This is a genomic window from Photorhabdus africana, assembly GCF_035181445.1.
Lineage (GTDB): Bacteria > Pseudomonadota > Gammaproteobacteria > Enterobacterales > Enterobacteriaceae > Photorhabdus > Photorhabdus laumondii.
In genome coordinates this window covers 80,744-97,956 of the sequence record NZ_JAXBVE010000002.1, presented here as the reverse complement: position 1 = coordinate 97,956, position 17,213 = coordinate 80,744, and the positions used below count along the sequence as shown (strand labels likewise).

The following is a 17,213-nucleotide window of genomic DNA, read 5'->3' as shown; positions in this document are numbered from 1 at the left end:
CTTACAATTAAATAAATCAGTAAAGCAGCGAGTAAACCTGGCGACGGTATTTCGAAGCCAAGGTATTAGCGGTCCCCATTGCAGACATAATATCCATCATTGTTTTCCGCACCGCACCGTTGGCGGCAGAAAGGTCCTTTTTCAGGAAGCTGAGTAATAATTCCAGAGCTTCCTCATTACGGCTGACTTCGTGCAGTTTCAGCGCGAGCTTAACAGCCAGCTCGGCATTTTCCGGTTGAATGGCGAATTCTTGCTGCAATTGTTGGATCTCTGGTGTATCCGCCGCTTGCTTTTGTAACTCAATTTGAGCCAGTAAACTGTGATAATGAGTATCTTGATCCTGTAATGGAATAAGACTCAGAATTTCCTGGGCTTCTTCTATATTATTGAGCATAATTTGCACTTTGGTCAACATAAGTGCAATTGCACTGTTTTTGGGCGCTAATTGCCAGGCTTCTTTCAATAACGGGAGTGCTTCCTGATGTTTCCCTTCGGCGATAAGCTCCTCAGCCTGAGCGGCTTTCAACTCTTCCGGCTTCGGTAATACGCGAGTCAGCATCTCTCTGATAACGTTTTCAGGTTGTGGCCCCTGAAAACCATCTACGGGTTGACCTTGTTGCATAATATAAACCGTAGGAATGGCGCGTAAACCAAATTGTGCGGCGACCATTTGCTCTTTATCGCAATCCACTTTTGCCAATATGAATTGATCCGCATATTCTGCGGCCAGTTTATCCAGTGTTACGCCTAATTCTTGGCAATGGGGGCTACGTTCAGACCAAAAATAAAATAAAACAGGTACAGTCATAGACTGTTCAACGATTTGATGTAGGTTGCTTTCGTTAACATTAATTCCAATAGAGGTTGGTAACATATAATTAGTCTCTTAAATGTGGTTATCGCAGGGGACGATTAAATAGATTGAGGTTATTTTCTTAACTTTCAAGTTGTACCACTTTGTTTACTCAGTATTTTATCCATTACTCTTCCTGGTAAAATCCGGCGCATAATATCGACTGCGTGGGTTACCCAAGTCACTGGGTAACGTAATTTAGGATTCGGACTTTCCAGAGCATGAATCAGTTTGCGCACAACGGCTTCGGGAGTCAGGGTAAAATGATCGGCAATTCTGGGGTTTCTGACAGGCTTATCGCTCTGTGTTTGGCTCACGTTTTCTGTAAAACGTGTTTTTATCGGGCCAGGAACAATCAAACAGGCCTTAATTCCTGTCCCGGCTAATTCCATTCTTAGCGCATCTGACCATGCTTCCAAGGCATATTTACTGGCAGAGTAAGCACCACGGCTTGGGATTGAAATCAGCCCCAATACTGAACTAGTTTGGATAATGCGGCCTTCACCATGAAGTTGCATTGCGGGAAGTAATAAGCAGGTAAGTTGATGTGTACCAAATAGATTGGTAGAGAATTGCCGTTCCAGTTGTTCACGACTGATAGTATTGAGTGGGCCATAAATACCAAAGCCGCCATTATTAAACAGCCCGTAAAGACGGCCATTGGTTAGCCTGATGACCTCGGCGGCGGCGCGTTCAACACTCATTTTGTCATCAAGATCCAATTCGATAGGTTCCAGTCCTAACTCGCGCATATGCTGTAAATCTGCGGGTTTCCGGCAAGCGGCTAAGACTCGATAGCCTCGCTGATGTAGTGTTTTGGCCGCCACCAGACCAATTCCACTGGAACAGCCTGTGATAAGAACTGACTTTTGCATAACTTTACCTGTTTATAGACATCAATTTGTTAAAATTAATAGTTTACTATAATTTATTGAAACTAAGAGTTTACTACTTAAGAATAATTAAGATGTGCTGATAGTGTGTCAGACATCCAGTCGGCGATAAATGGTTGGGCTGCCAGATTGGGATGTAACCCATCTTGTTGCACCCACTCCGGTTTAATAGCGACTTTTTCCATATAAAACGGGAGCAGAGGGATTTGATTATGTTCTGCCAGTTTGGGGTAAATCTTGGCAAAAGATTCGGTATAACGGCGCCCATAATTTGGTGGCAGACGGATCTGCATCAATAAAGGCTGAATATTGGCTTGTTTCACTAAAGTAATGATCTGTTGCAGATCTTGTTCTGTTTGTTGTGGGGGAAAACCGCGTAGTCCATCGTTGGCACCCAGTTCTATCAGTACCCAACGGGGTTTATGTTGTTTAAGTAATTCAGGTAGCCGCTCAAGGCCCTGAGCGGCGGTATTGCCGCTGATGCTGCCGTTGATGACCGTGATTTTATTGCCAGATTTTTGCCACTTTTTTTCCATCAAAGCAGGCCATGACTGTTCAATGGGCAAATGGTAACCGGCACTAAGGCTATCACCGAGAATCAGAAGGGTATCAGCCGCAGTCGCTCTGGCGCTAAATAGCACCATCAGTAAAAGGAAAAGTAAATGGTAACGGGGAATATTCTTGAAGTTCAGCATCTCAGTAAGCACGTTGGTCAGGGAGAACATAAGATCACTATATTGCAGGGAGTTGAGTTGGTTGTCGAGTCGGCACAGACTATTGCTTTGGTGGGAGAGTCGGGTTCGGGTAAATCCACATTACTTGGCATTATTGCCGGGTTAGATGATGGCAGTGACGGCGAGGTTCGGCTGCTAGGGCATAATTTAAGCCAGATGAATGAGGAGCAGCGGGCGCAACTCCGGGCCGAAAGTGTTGGTTTTGTCTTTCAGTCATTTATGTTAATTCCGACGTTAAATGCATTAGAGAATGTCCAGCTTCCTGCTTTATTACGTGGTGAGTCTGAAAATAGTAGTAGGAAACAGGCGGTTGAATTGCTTGAACAATTGGGATTGGGGAAGCGTTTGAAACATATGCCGGCACAACTTTCTGGCGGTGAACAACAGAGGGTGGCATTGGCACGGGCATTCAGCAGCCAACCTAAAATTCTGTTTGCTGATGAGCCAACAGGTAATCTGGATCGGCAAACCGGTGATCGTATTGCTGATTTACTGTTTTCTCTGAATCGTGATTATGCCACAACATTAATTTTAGTCACTCATGACAGCCAGCTTGCGGCCCGTTGTCAACGTTGCTTGAGGTTGGTTGATGGAAAATTGAGGGAAGAAAGATGATTTGGCGTTGGTTTTGGCGCGAGTGGCGCACACCTGCTTTATTGATTGTCTGGTTATCTCTTACCTTGGCGGTAGCTTGTGTACTGGCCTTGGGCAGGATCAGTGATCGCATTGATCAAAGTGTTCATTACCAGAGTCGGGATTTTCTGGCGGGTGATTTAGTCCTGCGTGCTGCTTATCCGGTAGATGAGGAATGGTTACAGCAGGCGAAAAAACTGGGATTAAAATTAAGTCGCCAGCTCTCTTTCACCACAATGACTTATGCCGGGGACATTCCTCAACTTGCGAATGTAAAAGCCGCAGACAGTCATTACCCGTTATATGGTGAACTGGAAACCCAGCCACCGGGTTTGAAAGTAGAAAAAGGTACGGTACTGGTTGCGCCTCGTTTGCTTGAACTATTGAAAATCAAAGTGGGCGATAATCTCGATGTGGGTGATACCACGCTTAAGGTGAGCGGAGAATTAATTCAGGAACCAGACAGTGGTTTCAATCCCTTTCAGATTGCGCCACGGATTTTAATCAGTCTTGATGATGCGCAATCTACCGGAGCGATTCAGCCGGGTAGCCGTCTGACTTATCGTTATATGTTTTCGGGTGATAAAGAAGCGGTTTATCAGTATCAGCAGCTCATTGATCCCCAACTTAAAGCTGATCAGCGTTGGTATACCTTGAAACAAGATAGTGGGGCGCTGGCAAAAACGATTGAAAGGGCACAGCAATTCTTGTTGTTATCGGCTTTGCTGACGTTATTACTCGCTGTCGCCGCGGTAGCCGTATCAATGACTCACTATTGCCGTAGCCGCCATGATTTGATTGCTGTGCTTAAAACACTGGGGGCGGGGCGTTGGGCGTTGCGTAAATGGATAATTGGTCAATGGCTGGTGATATTGAGTGCGGCGGCGCTGGTGGGGACACTTCTGGGATTGATGTTTGAATATCTGCTCGTGCAGATTTTGGCGCCTATGTTGCCGAAGACCTTACCAGTAGCAGGATTCTGGCCGTGGATATGGGCATTAGGCGCGTTATCTGTTATCGCTTTACTGGTGGGAATACGTCCGTACAAGCAGTTAATGGCAACCCAACCATCACGGGTGCTGCGTGATGATATTGTCGCGCCTATCTGGCCGTTGCGTTATTACTTGCCGTTGGCGGTATTGGTGGTCATTAGTGGGCTGAGTCTGTTAGTTGGCACCAAGCCCATGTTATGGGCGTTACTTGCAGGCATGATGATGGTTGCGCTATTACTGGCCGTGTTTGGTTGGGGAGGGTTATGGTTATTACGTCATTTGAAACTCCGCCAACTCAGTTTTCGTCTGGCGGTTAATCGACTACTGCGGCAGCCGTTTCAGACAGTCGCTCAATTGGCGGCTTTCTCTTTATCATTTATGTTATTTGCTTTGTTGCTGGTGGTCCGGGGAGACTTGCTTGACCGTTGGCAGCACCAATTGCCACCGGATAGTCCAAACTATTTTCTGATTAATATGACTGGACAGCAAATTCCACAAGTAGAACATTTGCTGGCTCAGTATCAAGTTAAACCTACGGCATTCTATCCGGTGGTATTGGCTCGCTTGACGGAAATTAATGGTCAGTCAGCTATCGTGTGGGCAGAAGCCAAAGAATCGGATAGCAACACGGTGCAGCGGGAATTGAACCTGACATGGAAAGAGGAGTTACCCCCGTTTAATACCTTGGTGGAAGGTCACTGGCCGCTAAAGAAGGATGAGGTTTCCATTGAGCAGGGTCTTGCTGAGCGTTTGGCAATCAAAATCGGCGATAAGCTAACATTCAGTGGTGATACGCAGCAATTCAGTGCCATAGTTAGCAGTATTCGACTGGTGGATTGGGAAAGTTTGCGGCCAAATTTCTTGTTTATTTTCCCGAAACAAGCATTAGAGAATCAGCAGCAAACCTGGTTGACCAGTTTCCATTATGAGGGAGATGGCCGCCTTCTGACGGATCTTAATCGTCAGTTTCCAACCTTGAGCCTACTTGATACCGGCGTGATGATTAAGCAAATTCAGGGTATTTTGCAGCAGGTAAGTAAGGCATTGGAGGTTATGGTTGGATTGGTCATGGTTTGTGGCGCATTACTGCTATTGGCACAGGTTCAGGTAGGGATGCATCAACGGCAACTTGAACTCGTGGTTTACCGCACCTTGGGAGCCAGTAAACAGTTACTGCGTCGTACACTTTGGTATGAATTTGCTTTGCTTGGATTAATGGCGGGTTTTACTGCGGCATTAGGGGCTGAGGTTGCGCTCTGGTTATTACAGACCAAGGTATTTGATTTTCCGTGGCAACCAGAATGGCAGATGTGGCTGTTATTACCGATAATCAGCAGCTTGTTACTTTCATTGTGTGGAAGTGGGCTGGGGCTCCGGTTATTACGGGGTACGGGATTACACCGGCGGGTTCAGGGATAGAAGAGCGATATTTGCAGACGTTTAGGGAATGGGTAAGCTCGTTGAGATGTGGAGAACCCATTCCCTGGCTTATTGGCCTATTATCGTTGTTTAGATAAATTCAGCTTTAAGTTGTGGCAAGATTTTCTCGCCGAAAGTGGTTAACCCCTGAACATAATCAGGGAAGATCAACATAACTCCATCCAGTTCGCATTCACGCAGCAAATCTGACAATTGTTGGCGGCACGTTTCCGGGCTGCCGATAGCGGTGTGGGTCATAAAAGCATTTTGGGATCTTTCAACCATCGCATTGCTTTTTTCGCCAACATCGACGCCAAAACTGTGTATCATGCTTTTAACTGCGTCTATATCCAAGCCATCACGATAGAATTCAGCCAGCGTCTTAGCTTCTTCATCTGTTTCAGCGCAAATAATCGTACACATACAAAAGGTTTTGGTGGTTGTACCGTATTCGGCTGCAAGACGTTTAGCCATCAGACTAATTTGTCGCGTTTCTTCTTCATCTTTACCACCAATGAAACACACATCGGTGTTACGCACACTAAAACGTAGCCCACATTCTGATTGACCGGCACAGACCAAATAAGGGCGCGGAACGGAAACAGGTTTGGGTTCAGAAACACAATTCTTGAAATTAAAGTAATCTCCCTGATGATTAACCTGCTTCTCACGCCAAAGCTGTTTGATCAATTGGGTCCACTCTTCGGTCATTGCGTAACGTTGATCGTGATCTAAATTGTTATCCCATTCCCCCATTTGTTCAAATTCGTCTTTGAAGGAGCCAGAGACAATATTCAGCCCGGCGCGTCCATGACTAATTTGATCCAGTGTTGCAATCATTTTGGCTGTCACGGCGGGATTATGCAGCCCGGCATGCATGGTTGCGATAAGCCGGGCATGATGAGTCACTTCGGCAATACCTGCCATCATCGTAACGGATTCCAGAGAACAGCCCCAATGTTCCGTTTCGCCACCAAAGCCACGCCATTTGCTCATTGACATAATGAAATCCAAACCAATTTGATCAGCCAGAATAGCGGCTTCACGGTTTTGCTGATAAGAAGCATCGAGTGGTGGTGTATTTTTAGAAATAATCCAGCCACCTTTCGCTATGGGTAGAAATACACCGAATTCTTTTTTTGCCATGATTAATTCCTTGTTTGTCTGTGGTAAGGAATATCTTATAGGTTCATTTTATTGTTAAATTTAGTTAAGTAATGTGCTGTTATCAGAACATTTTTTCACGATTTGTGAAGGCGGTTGCATCATGAATGTGATAATCAGAATAGTTAGCACCGGTATGGCGATAATGAGAAATGCCGGTGTAAAACTACCTGAATAATCCTTAATTACGCCCACGAGAAAAGGGGCGATACAGGCGCTAGTGGAGATCAGATTCATCACCGAGAACAGTTCCAGATAAGGCGTGCGTCCAAAATAATTGAATAGCAAAATACTGGATGCTAGAAAAGTCATGCCATAACCGATGCCAATACACAATGTGAACAGGATTAAAAATGTCCATGAAGTGGTGGCACTGAGTGCGATAAGACCACAGATAATTATCGACAGACTGCCGATAAGCAATTTTTTGGGATCGAACCATTCACCAACAGCGCCTCCTGCAAATCGTGAGAATGCATTGATAAAAGCCAAAATACTGAGCGAGGAAGCGGCAACAGACTCACTGAATCCATTTTCAGTAATATGGGCGACAGCAAAACTATTAACGGTTATCCCACACAGTAAAAAAGAGGTATAAGCGGCGGCAATGGCATAAAATTGCCAGGTGTGCAGTGCCTGTCTGACATTCCATATTTCCTTGGTGCGATAGATAGTGGTGGGGAGCTGGTCTTGTTGATTTTTGTTAATTCTTTCAGCGTGGGCGTTTTCCTTTTTACCTTCGCGCATAAATAAAATGGTTAATAAACTGATCAAAGTGAGTGATATCCCGGAAATTGCCCAGTGCATACGCCAGTTTTCCCAAAATACTGTTGCCAGGAAATAGATCCACGGACCGACCACGCCCCCTAATCCACCGATGGTGAAATAGATACCAAAAGCCAACGACTGTTTTTTAAAAAGTCGGCTAATGACATAAGTGCCGGGAACAGTAGCCATAAGGCTAAAGCCGATCCCTAATAGGGTTGTACCGGTAAAATAGGCCGCGATACTATGGGTGTTATAGAGAATGCAGAAACTGGTGATAAAGGTCAGCGTACCGATCATTAAAGTGACGCGGACGCCTATACGACGAATAAACATCGCTGGAAGATAACTGGACAGTCCACATGATAGGCCAAGTAAGGTGAACCCCAGACCGGCATCCGTCCAACTCCAGTGTAATTCCTTGATCATGCTAGGTAATACAACGCCTAGCGAGGTAAATGTGGTTGCGGTGACCAGAAAGTAAACCAAACCCAAAAGTATCAGTAGGAGCCACTGATAAGTACGTCCGAATTGGTCATGTTGAATGGGCATCTTGACTCCATCAGGATAAAGGTTGGCAGAAAATTTCTGATATTTTATTCCGGTATCAGAAAAAACTATATCGAATAAAGATCCCGTAGCTAAATTGATCGGTTCGATAATAAGGTGTATCCCTTATTTTGTATTTATTTTTTATTGGGTTCAGAACAATGCCGGTCCATAAATGGCCGGGTTGATGACCAAGGCGTTTTCCTAAATCGTAATGTAACTCTGGTTTGAAATCGATGGTTTCAGATTGCCCATGTAAACCTAAGGTATAATCGAAAGTGCCGACAACCCGGAAATCACCTAAACGGTTATTGAAGGGAATTCCGTAGTCAATATGGATTCGCTGATCATTCCAGCTTCCTTTGGCATTATTCTCAAAATAAAAAATTGTACGTAACCAGCTAACCCAACTAGCGTGCCAGTCAATACTGATACCGGGAAAATAGTCGTAATCTACCCCTTTAGTTTTGGCAATCCATTGAGCGAACAAAATATCTTTTACCGGCCCAAAAGAGATGTCATTACCAGTGACTTTACTCAAGCTCACTCTGGGGACAAATTTATAATAGTAGGTGCTTTTGTCACCTTGGTAATCACTTTGCAGTGAGTTTTGCCAAATACTATAGACGTACATATCGCCGATACTGTAGTCGCCGAAAGCCTCTAAAATCGGTGAAATGGTTTTTCTGGGATCGACCCGATTTTCAAATTGCATATAAAGGCTGGTATCAATCGATTGAAAATTAACAAAATGGTTGGCCTGAGCTTGATTGATTGCCAGTGGCAATAATAGCATTGCAGATAATCTACTTTTCTTTAATCTGGTGTTGATCCAATGCCAAGCCGTTGTTTGATAAGTAATACAAGAAGATGGAAACGAGGACCATAAGGCGGAAAAAAACTGTAAGCGGTTTTTAGTATCGTGGGCTTTCCAGGTAAACAACACAAGGATTCCTCTTTTCGTACGTTGTTGGACTAAATAATGTTAATAACATTGATCTAATGGAGAGGTTTTGTCAAAGGGATATTTGGTTTTTTTGATGAATGTTGAATAATACAGAAAAATAATATTATTCTAACCTTAGTCATTTATTAGTATCAGTAATTGTGTTGATTGTTTTTTTTCTTTATTAGTTGGTTTTTTAGTTTTAGAGAGGAGATATGTTTGGGTTTTAAATATTACTACAGTTGGTTTCTTTATTTATAGGCTTAAGTACATTAAAGAATAATGAGATATAGAATAGTCTTTTCAAGTTATCACAATTACATAAAATAACATTTTATGTAATTGTGATAAAAGTCACTGATTTTTTTATTATAATATTCTTTACTAAATTCTGCTTTATAATAACAGTTTATTGTATATAAATGCAAAATAATAACAATAAATAAATATTTTATTTTCAAATGGAAAAAGGATAATAATGATGTCTAACTTGGCTTGGGGTAATAGTATTTGTTTTTCATCACCTCATTACAAATCAACCGTATCAGGTGTAAATGAACATATTCTTGAAAAAAGTAACCCTTTTTCGTTATACAGTGGTGCTATGAAAGTAGGTATGTCTTTATTTTTTAATTTACCACATCTTTGTGGTTTGGGTGGTGACGCGATAATAATGGAAAGAAATAATGGAGAAATATCTGCTATAAATGGAACGGGTAAAACAGGGACATATCAAAATGTAACTTCTTATGAAAGTAAAGGATTAAAACACATTCCGAGAAGAGGGATATATAGCACCATGATTTATGGTGCCCCTTATGCGTTTGATATGTTAGCGAGGAAAAGGGATATAGATCTAAAAAGAATCACAGAAACGTTAATCGCAGATGATTTCAATAGAGGATTTGTCAAAATCCCTCAAATTGATAAATTATTTAATAAAGCTGAATTGGAGTTATCAGAAACCACAGAAATGAATGAATGGAGAATGTTATTTGATGGGGAAAAACGTATAAATCATTCATTTATTGATATGATGAGAAGAGTTTCTACTGAGGGTTTTTTAGACTTGTACAAGGGAAAATTAGGAGATGAAATTTACACGCAGTTAGCCAAGTATGATAATAAATTGTATTCTGAATCCGATTTTTTGAATTTTATGCCTAACTATAGTGAAGTTAGGACTATGCGTTTTATGGAGTGCAATGTTTTTTGTCATGGAGCAAATAGCCCTTGGAGAGAGCTTTTTCTGTTTTTAAAGATTTATGAGTTATTTGCGAAGAAAAATAAAAAAATAGATTATGCAAAAATTTGTAACCTTGCCCCGTACATAGAAGAAAAAGCTATTTATATTGATCCTGGCATAATTAATTATGCAGATAAAATTGAGGAAACGGCAATATCACTATTTAACATGGTTGAAGATAATTTTTTAGATGAAAAAGATATTATTAATAAGCAAAGCCATACGATTTTTATTGCTGGTGTTAATCAAAATGGTGACTTAATAGGGATTACAAATTCAATTTTTACACCGCTAGGTGCTCTTTTTGAAGTGAAAAATACAGGGATATTACTCTCTAATAGATGTTATGCATTTAACGAAAGAAGAAAAGGAGATGATTTTAGGAGCCATTCTCCAGTTAAACATACTAATAATTGCGTCATCGTGGAATCAGATGATATTAGTTTTGTAATAGGGACATCTGGTGGTCCAGTTCAGTCTCAAACTTTATCATTTATAATTAACAAAATAATGGCTGAAGAATTTCAGCCATATGAAGCAATAAAAGAGCCAAGATTTGCTAACATGGGATATCATCCAAAGACTAAAGAAATAACTTATCTGACAGAAATGGAAGGACTTGGAAAGCCATTCGTTTGTACAAATGGTCTTAGTGATAAATTGGGAGTAGTACAAATGGCAGGTATCAATAAAGTGAATGGATTGCTCTTTTCAATATCAGATCCTAGAGGTTATGGTGTCGCATTAGGTTATTAAAATGAATAAAAATATTAATAATAGAGTTGATATATTAATAGTTTCCGGTGCGTTTTTTTTAGAGGTGTTGGATGCGACAATATTTACTCCATCATTGATGGATATATCCGATAATTTAAATGTAACAATAGGGATGACGACAATTGTTATAGCTTCTTATGTATGTTCTTTAGCAATTTTTACTCCATTGAATATGAATTTTTTTAGGAAAACTAAGGCAAAAGAGAAATTCCTTTTAGGTATGATTATTTTTCTTATTGCATCTTTTTTATGTAGTATAAGTAATAATATATATATATTGGCCATTGGCAGGGTAATACAAGGTTTTGGTAGTGCGTTAGTTGTACCTGTGGGTAGAACGTTAGTATTAAGCAAAACAAATAAAGAGGATATACCTATTGTAATGGCATATTTGGTATGGCCTGCTCTATTTGCTCCTGTATTTGCTCCTATCATAGGCGGATATATAACTCAATATTATGGATGGAGATGTATATTTTATTTTGTTTCGTTACTTTCTTTATTGCTTATTATAATATCATTTAAATGGTTGTCGAGTGATGAATATTTATCTGAGGGTAATGGGAAGATTGATTTTATATCATGTTATCCTTGGGTAGGTATTGTGCTATCTATTTTTGCATTTTTTTGTTTTATAACTAATAAGTATATAGAGTTATCCTTTTTTTCAATAATTATTACCTTTTTCTTTGTATATTTACTTGTAAAATCAAATGGTAATAAAATATTTAATGTTGAATTATTGGTAAACGATTTTTTTAGAATGAATATAGTTGTTGGTAGTTTTTTTAGAGTGGCAATATATTGTTTTCCTATTTTCTTAACATTGTTATTGATAACTATTTTTGGTTATACCCCACTTGAAAGTGGGGTATGTATTGTATTTATTTTTTTTGGAAATGTTATTGCGAAGCCTGTGGCAGCTAATGTTTTGGTTCGTGTAAAAAACATAAGATGGTATTTTATATTTTCATCTTTCATGACATTAATTTCAATAATGTTTTTCTGGTTTGATTTTATATATAAAAATATCCAATTTATTTATTTATTATGTTTCTTCCATGGAATTGCGAGATCGTTTCAATTTTTAGGTTATTCTTCGGTTGCTTTTTATGAATTAAATAAAGAGATTCTATATCAAGCCAATATATTAAATGGTGCTGTGATGCAACTTAATTCTATGCTTGGGCAATCTATCCCAGCGCTATTATTTACTGTTATTGAGTTTAATGGTGGATTGGCTGTCAATGGGGTTTTTTATTTATATTCATATGTTTCAATTGTATGTTTTTTACTTTTTATTCCTTTTTTAAATTCATTTTTTATTAAAAACAAGGTGAATTAATTGAATGAAATTAATGAGAATTTTATGAGAATGGCGTTGCATGAATCAATGAAAGCATTACCTATGTGTTTACCAAATCCGCCTGTTGGGGCTGTGATAACACATAATAATAATGTGGTGGGAAAGGGGTTTACTCAGAGATATGGCGGTAAACATGCTGAAGTTATCGCAATAGAGAATATATTAAAAGTACCGTTAAATGAATGTGAAATCTATATTACGTTGGAGCCTTGTTCTTTTTATGGTAAAACTCCACCTTGTGTGGAAAAAATAATTGAACATGATTTTAGGAAAGTTTTTGTTGGTATTATTGATCCACACTCAAAAAATAATGGGAAGAGTATAAGTATGTTGAAAGATAAAGGTATTGATGTAAATGTTGGATTATTAAATGATGAAATAGAAAAATTTATTGGAAATTATCTGTGGAGTGAGGAATGAAAAATATAGAAATAAGGAAAAGTGTAGTTATACCAATTGAAAATACGTCAAAGGAGACTAAGTTTATTACATTTTTTGGTTTGGAGGACGAACATTTTGCAATTAGCATAGGTAAATTGAAAGCTAACGTTCCAGTCTTAATTAGGATACATTCTGAATGTTTAACGGGTGATGTTTTTGGTTCACATAGATGTGATTGTGGTTTTCAATTACAAGAAGCTATAAAAAAGATAGATGAAATAGGTCATGGGATAATCATATATTTACGTCAAGAAGGAAGAGGAATCGGATTATATTCTAAACTAGATGCCTATGAATTACAAAATAAAGGTATTGACACGTTTACTGCAAATGAGATTCTTGGCTATAAAGATGATTTAAGGAACTTTGACGATGCGGTTTTAATGCTCAAGGCTTTAAATATTAAAGTTGTTGACATAATAACTAATAATCCTGAAAAGGTAGATTGTTTATTATCCGGAGGGATCATTGTAAATCAAGTTATTCCTACTGGAGTATATATAACAAAAGAAAATGAAAGTTATCTGAAAAGTAAAGTTGAAAAGAAATTTCACGCAATAAACATTTATAAGTGAGGAGAAAATGAATGATTTTATATTGAATTTTGCCCCTACAGGGATGGTCCCAACAAAGAAAATGAACCCTAATGTACCTATCTCAGTAAATGAAATTGTTGAAGATGTGCTGCGGGCATCAGAATATGGGGCTTCTATGGCTCATATTCATGCAAGGGATGAAATTACAGGTAAACCAATTGTATCTGCTGAAGTATATGGAAAAATAATCTCAGGAATTAGAAAACACAATAAAGATATTATTATTTGTGTTTCTTTGAGTGGGAGAAATGTTACAGATCATCATCAGAGAGCGTCACCTTTGGAGATAGATGGTAATATTAAACCGGATATGGGAAGTTTGACATTGTCATCTTTGAATTTTATTAATCAAGCAAGTATTAACTCTCCAGAGACAATTCATTTCTTAGCTGAAACAATGAAGAATAAATCTATTTCACCTGAGGTAGAGATATTTGACCTTGGAATGGCTAATTATATTTATTTTTTGATGAAAAAGAAATTAATACCCCAAAAGATATATGCCAATATACTTCTTGGTAATATTTTTGGTGCTCAAAATAGTTTTTCAAATATATCAGCATTATTGGCAAATATTCCTGACAATGTGACTTGTTCATTTGCTGGTTTAGGAAATTATCAGTTACAGACTACATCATTAGCACTTGCTTCAGGATATGGTGTTCGTATTGGTTTAGAAGATAATATTTGGTATGACAGAAAGCGAACGGTTTTGGCGACTAACGAAAATCTTATTAAAAGAGTAATCAGATTGGCGGATGAATTAGAAATAATCCCAGCGACATCTGCTGATGTTCGTCAAAAGCTTGGTTTAGCGCCTGGAAATGGTCAATATGGGTTACTTTAATAATAATATACGCGGAGTTACTTATGGAAAATGTATGGTTTAAACCTAAAGAATATCAACGTACATCTAAAAAGTTACAATTTAAGTGTTTAGAATTACTGTTGAATTTTTCCGAAATAGAAGGTGATATTTTGGACGTTGGTTGTGGAACAGGAAATGCATTAAATTTTCTAAAGGATGGTAATATTAGAAGTTACTTGGGAATTGATATTTCACAAGATATGGTTAATTATGCCCGTTCACAAAATGACAGTAAAAAATGTAGCTTTATAGTTTCTGATTTTTTAAATTATCAGGACACTGAAATAAAATTATATGATTCAGTAATCTGTGCGGCTTGTTTACATTGGTTTATCCCTAATGAGCAAGAGGTTATAAATAAAATTTTTCATCTCCTACGGCCAGGTGCAAAATTTTTCTTATCGTGTGCTTTTGATTTCAATTTTTCATTAGGCGAGAAAGACATTCAAGGTGAAATATTACAGAAGGTTAGGGAAAAATACCGCCCAATTTCACCTTTGGTAGTGTTCGATGATTATCGATTTGACAGTAAAAAATTTATTAACTCTACAAAAGGATTTGATATAATCAAAAGTCATAGAATTGAAGAGGTTGTTAACTTCTCAACTTATGAGGATTTTAGAGATTGGCATTTGGGGAGTGGATCAGTCGTATATCAGCAATTTGATAAAGTAGATCAGGAAAATGCTGTTAATGAATTTTATGATTTGCTTTATCATAAATATATTTCTGGAGAACATAAGGTTTCCTATTCAACAGGATTATTTTTGCTTAAGAAAAGAGGGTGATTATGTATACTGGAATTGTGCAAGGAAAAGAAAAGGTATTATCTCTTGAGAAAAAAGAGGGATTTAGTACATTGACCGTCAGTAATAATAACCATTTTTTTGATGATGTTTCTGTGGGGGCCAGTGTTGCGATTAATGGTACGTGCTTGACTGTTACCCAATTTAAAAACGATATCGCCTGGTTTGATATATCAGATTTTACGGCTGATGTGACCACATTAAAGTTTTTAAATGTGGGGGATGAAGTTAATATCGAAAGATCACATCAAATGAATAAAGAAAATGGTGGTCATAGCTTATATGGACATATTGAAGGTGTAGCAGAAGTCGTTAATTTTATTAAAACGGGTGAAACTTATCGATTAGTGATTAATATTCCTGGCGATAATATAAAATACTTTTTCCATAAAGGTTTTATTGGGTTGCATGGTTGTAGTTTAACAATAAATGGTATAAATGAAGAAGAGAAAACCATAGAGTTGAATTTAATTCCAGAAACGTTAAGGGCAACTAATCTTGGTGATATTAAAGTTAATGATTTACTTAATTATGAAATAGATCAAACAACCAGAACGATTGTAGATACGATATCCAGATCGATGAATGCTAATAGATCAATATGATAATTAAAGGAATGTAAATAAGCTGGAAAGCGTTGGAGTGTGAAGCGGTAAGTCACTTTACTTCCGCTTCCACAATTAATTCCAGGCAATTAAATAACAAACATTTTATTATTTTAATGTCCGTTTGTCATATATTTCATAATAAATAGTTAACTGGAGTTTTGCTTGAAATAGTGAATTAAAGTACCTTAGATACTATCTGAGTTTTTGATGATAACCAAAGTCGTAGAAATCCTCAGATTGATTGTAAGAAGTCTCGTACCATCTCAATAGCATTTAAAAATAATAGATTATCTGAAGGTAACTCAGTTAAATTTTTGCGATCTTAACATCCAAGATTAACGGAAATATAAGTAATCGATATTTTGACAAAGGGATTATCATTATGCGAATGCAAGTTAAAAAATGATTGAAATGAATGGCTTTCATAAAGTAGTTGTTGTAAATATAATATTTTCTCGTTTTTCCTTTTCTGATATTTGATTCTTTAGGATCTTCTATTAATGCATTCGGTAAAGATTTGCCTGAGGAAATCTGAGACAATGTTTTTTGTAACTTGGCAGAAATACTATAAATGGTAATGACTAACTAATAAGACAGAGAAACAGATTGTGGCAAAGAAAGAAAAACGGCCTCACCATGACGGATTATTCAAATATTTTTTAACGCAGCCTGAAACGGCCAGAGAGTTTCTATCCCTTTATCTGCCCGAAGAAATCCAGTTGTTGTGTGACTTAGCCACATTGAAACTGGAGCCCGGCAGTTTTGTGGATGATCATTTACGTCAACTGCACAGTGATGTGTTGTACTCGGTCGAAACGGCCCGGGGGCAGGGCTATATCTATTGTCTGATTGAGCATCAGTCCACCCCTGACCCGTTAATGGCCTGGCGGCTGATGTATTATGCCATGTTAGCCATGGCGGCTCACCTGAAAAAAGGCCATACTGAACTCCCGTTGGTGGCACCTTTGCTGTTTTATCATGGTGAGATTCGGCCGTATCCTTACTCAAACCGGTGGCTGGATTGTTTCACGCTCCCCGAACAGGCGGCTCGCTTATACCGTCAGGCGTTTCCGTTGGTGGACGTCAGTGTACTCAGCGATGAAGAGATCCTGACACATAAAGGGGTAGCCCTGATGGAGCTGGTGCAAAAACACATCCGCTGCCGGGATATGCAGGAATGGCTCCTCCAATTGGTGGAACTCTTGAATGCGGGGTATAATACAACTGAGCAGCGCAATGTGGTGTTACTCTATATTTTACTGAATGGACATACTCTGGATCTCTCACAATTTGTCCATCAACTGATTGAACAATCTCCGGAGCATGAAACGATGCTGATGACTATTGCAGAACAGCTTGAACAAAAAGGGCTTGAGCGAGGTATCAAGCAAGGTAGAGAGGAAGGCCGAGAGGAAGGCATTGAACTAGGCCGAGAGAAAGGTAAAGTGGAAACGGCCCGTGCCTTATTACGGCATGGCGTGAGTTTGGACGTTATTGTCACCAGTACCGGACTGAGCCGGGATAAAATTGAAGCGTTAAAGCATTAAATTCATCTTC

The 17,213-nt window shown here is 38.8% G+C and carries 16 protein-coding genes; 10 read left to right on the top strand and 6 right to left on the bottom strand.

The window, feature by feature from the left end:
- Positions 1-16 precede the first annotated feature (16 nt).
- The 3 genes from SLS51_RS01545 to tesA all read right to left on the bottom strand — a co-directional run bounded on the left by SLS51_RS01545 (position 17) and on the right by tesA (position 2,438).
- A complete protein-coding gene (locus SLS51_RS01545) occupies positions 17-874 on the bottom strand; it encodes a co-chaperone YbbN (RefSeq protein WP_323834861.1) in 858 nt (285 codons plus the stop codon).
- 68 nt (positions 875-942) lie between these two features.
- Positions 943-1,728: an SDR family oxidoreductase gene (locus SLS51_RS01540; RefSeq protein WP_323834859.1), complete on the bottom strand. Its 786-nt coding sequence runs from the start codon at positions 1,726-1,728 to the stop codon at positions 943-945.
- Positions 1,729-1,805: 77 nt separating this feature from the next.
- A complete protein-coding gene (gene tesA / locus SLS51_RS01535; RefSeq protein WP_323835032.1) occupies positions 1,806-2,438 on the bottom strand; it encodes a multifunctional acyl-CoA thioesterase I/protease I/lysophospholipase L1 in 633 nt (210 codons plus the stop codon).
- Here tesA and ybbA point away from each other — a divergent pair.
- Together ybbA and ybbP are read left to right on the top strand one after the other, a co-directional pair.
- Positions 2,409-3,095: a putative ABC transporter ATP-binding protein YbbA gene (gene ybbA, locus SLS51_RS01530; RefSeq protein ID WP_323834857.1), complete on the top strand. Its 687-nt coding sequence runs from the start codon at positions 2,409-2,411 to the stop codon at positions 3,093-3,095. The two genes, tesA and ybbA, sit on opposite strands and share 30 nt — an antisense overlap.
- Positions 3,092-5,524, top strand: coding sequence for a putative ABC transporter permease subunit YbbP (gene ybbP, locus SLS51_RS01525; protein ID WP_323834855.1), 2,433 nt, complete (start codon positions 3,092-3,094; stop codon positions 5,522-5,524). Before ybbA ends, ybbP begins: the two co-directional genes overlap by 4 nt.
- Positions 5,525-5,614: 90 nt before the next feature.
- Here the strand turns inward: ybbP and SLS51_RS01520 are convergent, their stop codons facing one another.
- Genes SLS51_RS01520 through SLS51_RS01510 form a run of 3 tightly spaced genes read right to left on the bottom strand, consistent with a single transcriptional unit; the run spans position 5,615 to position 8,948 of the window.
- A complete protein-coding gene (locus tag SLS51_RS01520) occupies positions 5,615-6,670 on the bottom strand; it encodes an LLM class flavin-dependent oxidoreductase (protein WP_323834853.1) in 1,056 nt (351 codons plus the stop codon).
- 60 nt (positions 6,671-6,730) lie between these two features.
- Positions 6,731-8,005 carry an MFS transporter gene (locus SLS51_RS01515; RefSeq protein ID WP_323834851.1) on the bottom strand — a complete coding sequence of 425 codons (1,275 nt, stop codon included), beginning with the start codon at positions 8,003-8,005 and terminating at the stop codon, positions 6,731-6,733.
- A 55-nt stretch (positions 8,006-8,060) separates the two neighbouring features.
- The gene (locus tag SLS51_RS01510; protein ID WP_323834849.1) at positions 8,061-8,948 is read right to left on the bottom strand and encodes an outer membrane protein OmpK; all 888 of its coding nucleotides are present in this window, start codon (positions 8,946-8,948) and stop codon (positions 8,061-8,063) included.
- A gap of 478 nt (positions 8,949-9,426) precedes the next feature.
- On the opposite strand from SLS51_RS01510, the gene SLS51_RS01505 reads away from it, so the two are divergent.
- From SLS51_RS01505 to SLS51_RS01470, 8 genes are all read left to right on the top strand, one after another.
- Entirely contained in the window at positions 9,427-10,950 is a 1,524-nt protein-coding gene (locus SLS51_RS01505; RefSeq protein WP_323834847.1) for a gamma-glutamyltransferase, read from the top strand.
- 1 nt (position 10,951) lies between these two features.
- Positions 10,952-12,316 carry an MFS transporter gene (locus SLS51_RS01500; protein ID WP_323834845.1) on the top strand — a complete coding sequence of 455 codons (1,365 nt, stop codon included), beginning with the start codon at positions 10,952-10,954 and terminating at the stop codon, positions 12,314-12,316.
- Positions 12,317-12,757 carry a bifunctional diaminohydroxyphosphoribosylaminopyrimidine deaminase/5-amino-6-(5-phosphoribosylamino)uracil reductase RibD gene (locus SLS51_RS01495; RefSeq protein ID WP_323834844.1) on the top strand — a complete coding sequence of 147 codons (441 nt, stop codon included), beginning with the start codon at positions 12,317-12,319 and terminating at the stop codon, positions 12,755-12,757.
- A complete protein-coding gene (gene ribA, locus SLS51_RS01490; RefSeq protein WP_323834841.1) occupies positions 12,754-13,353 on the top strand; it encodes a GTP cyclohydrolase II RibA in 600 nt (199 codons plus the stop codon). The genes SLS51_RS01495 and ribA overlap by 4 nt, the downstream gene beginning before the upstream one ends.
- 7 nt (positions 13,354-13,360) lie before the next feature.
- Complete coding sequence (locus SLS51_RS01485; RefSeq protein WP_323834839.1) at positions 13,361-14,221, top strand: beta-keto acid cleavage family enzyme; 861 nt, start codon at positions 13,361-13,363, stop codon at positions 14,219-14,221.
- Positions 14,222-14,244: 23 nt separating this feature from the next.
- Positions 14,245-15,030, top strand: coding sequence for a class I SAM-dependent methyltransferase (locus tag SLS51_RS01480; protein WP_323834837.1), 786 nt, complete (start codon positions 14,245-14,247; stop codon positions 15,028-15,030).
- 2 nt (positions 15,031-15,032) lie between these two features.
- The gene (locus tag SLS51_RS01475) at positions 15,033-15,653 is read left to right on the top strand and encodes a riboflavin synthase subunit alpha (RefSeq protein ID WP_323834835.1); all 621 of its coding nucleotides are present in this window, start codon (positions 15,033-15,035) and stop codon (positions 15,651-15,653) included.
- A gap of 611 nt (positions 15,654-16,264) precedes the next feature.
- Positions 16,265-17,203, top strand: coding sequence for an Rpn family recombination-promoting nuclease/putative transposase (locus SLS51_RS01470; protein WP_323834833.1), 939 nt, complete (start codon positions 16,265-16,267; stop codon positions 17,201-17,203).
- Positions 17,204-17,213 lie beyond the last annotated feature (10 nt).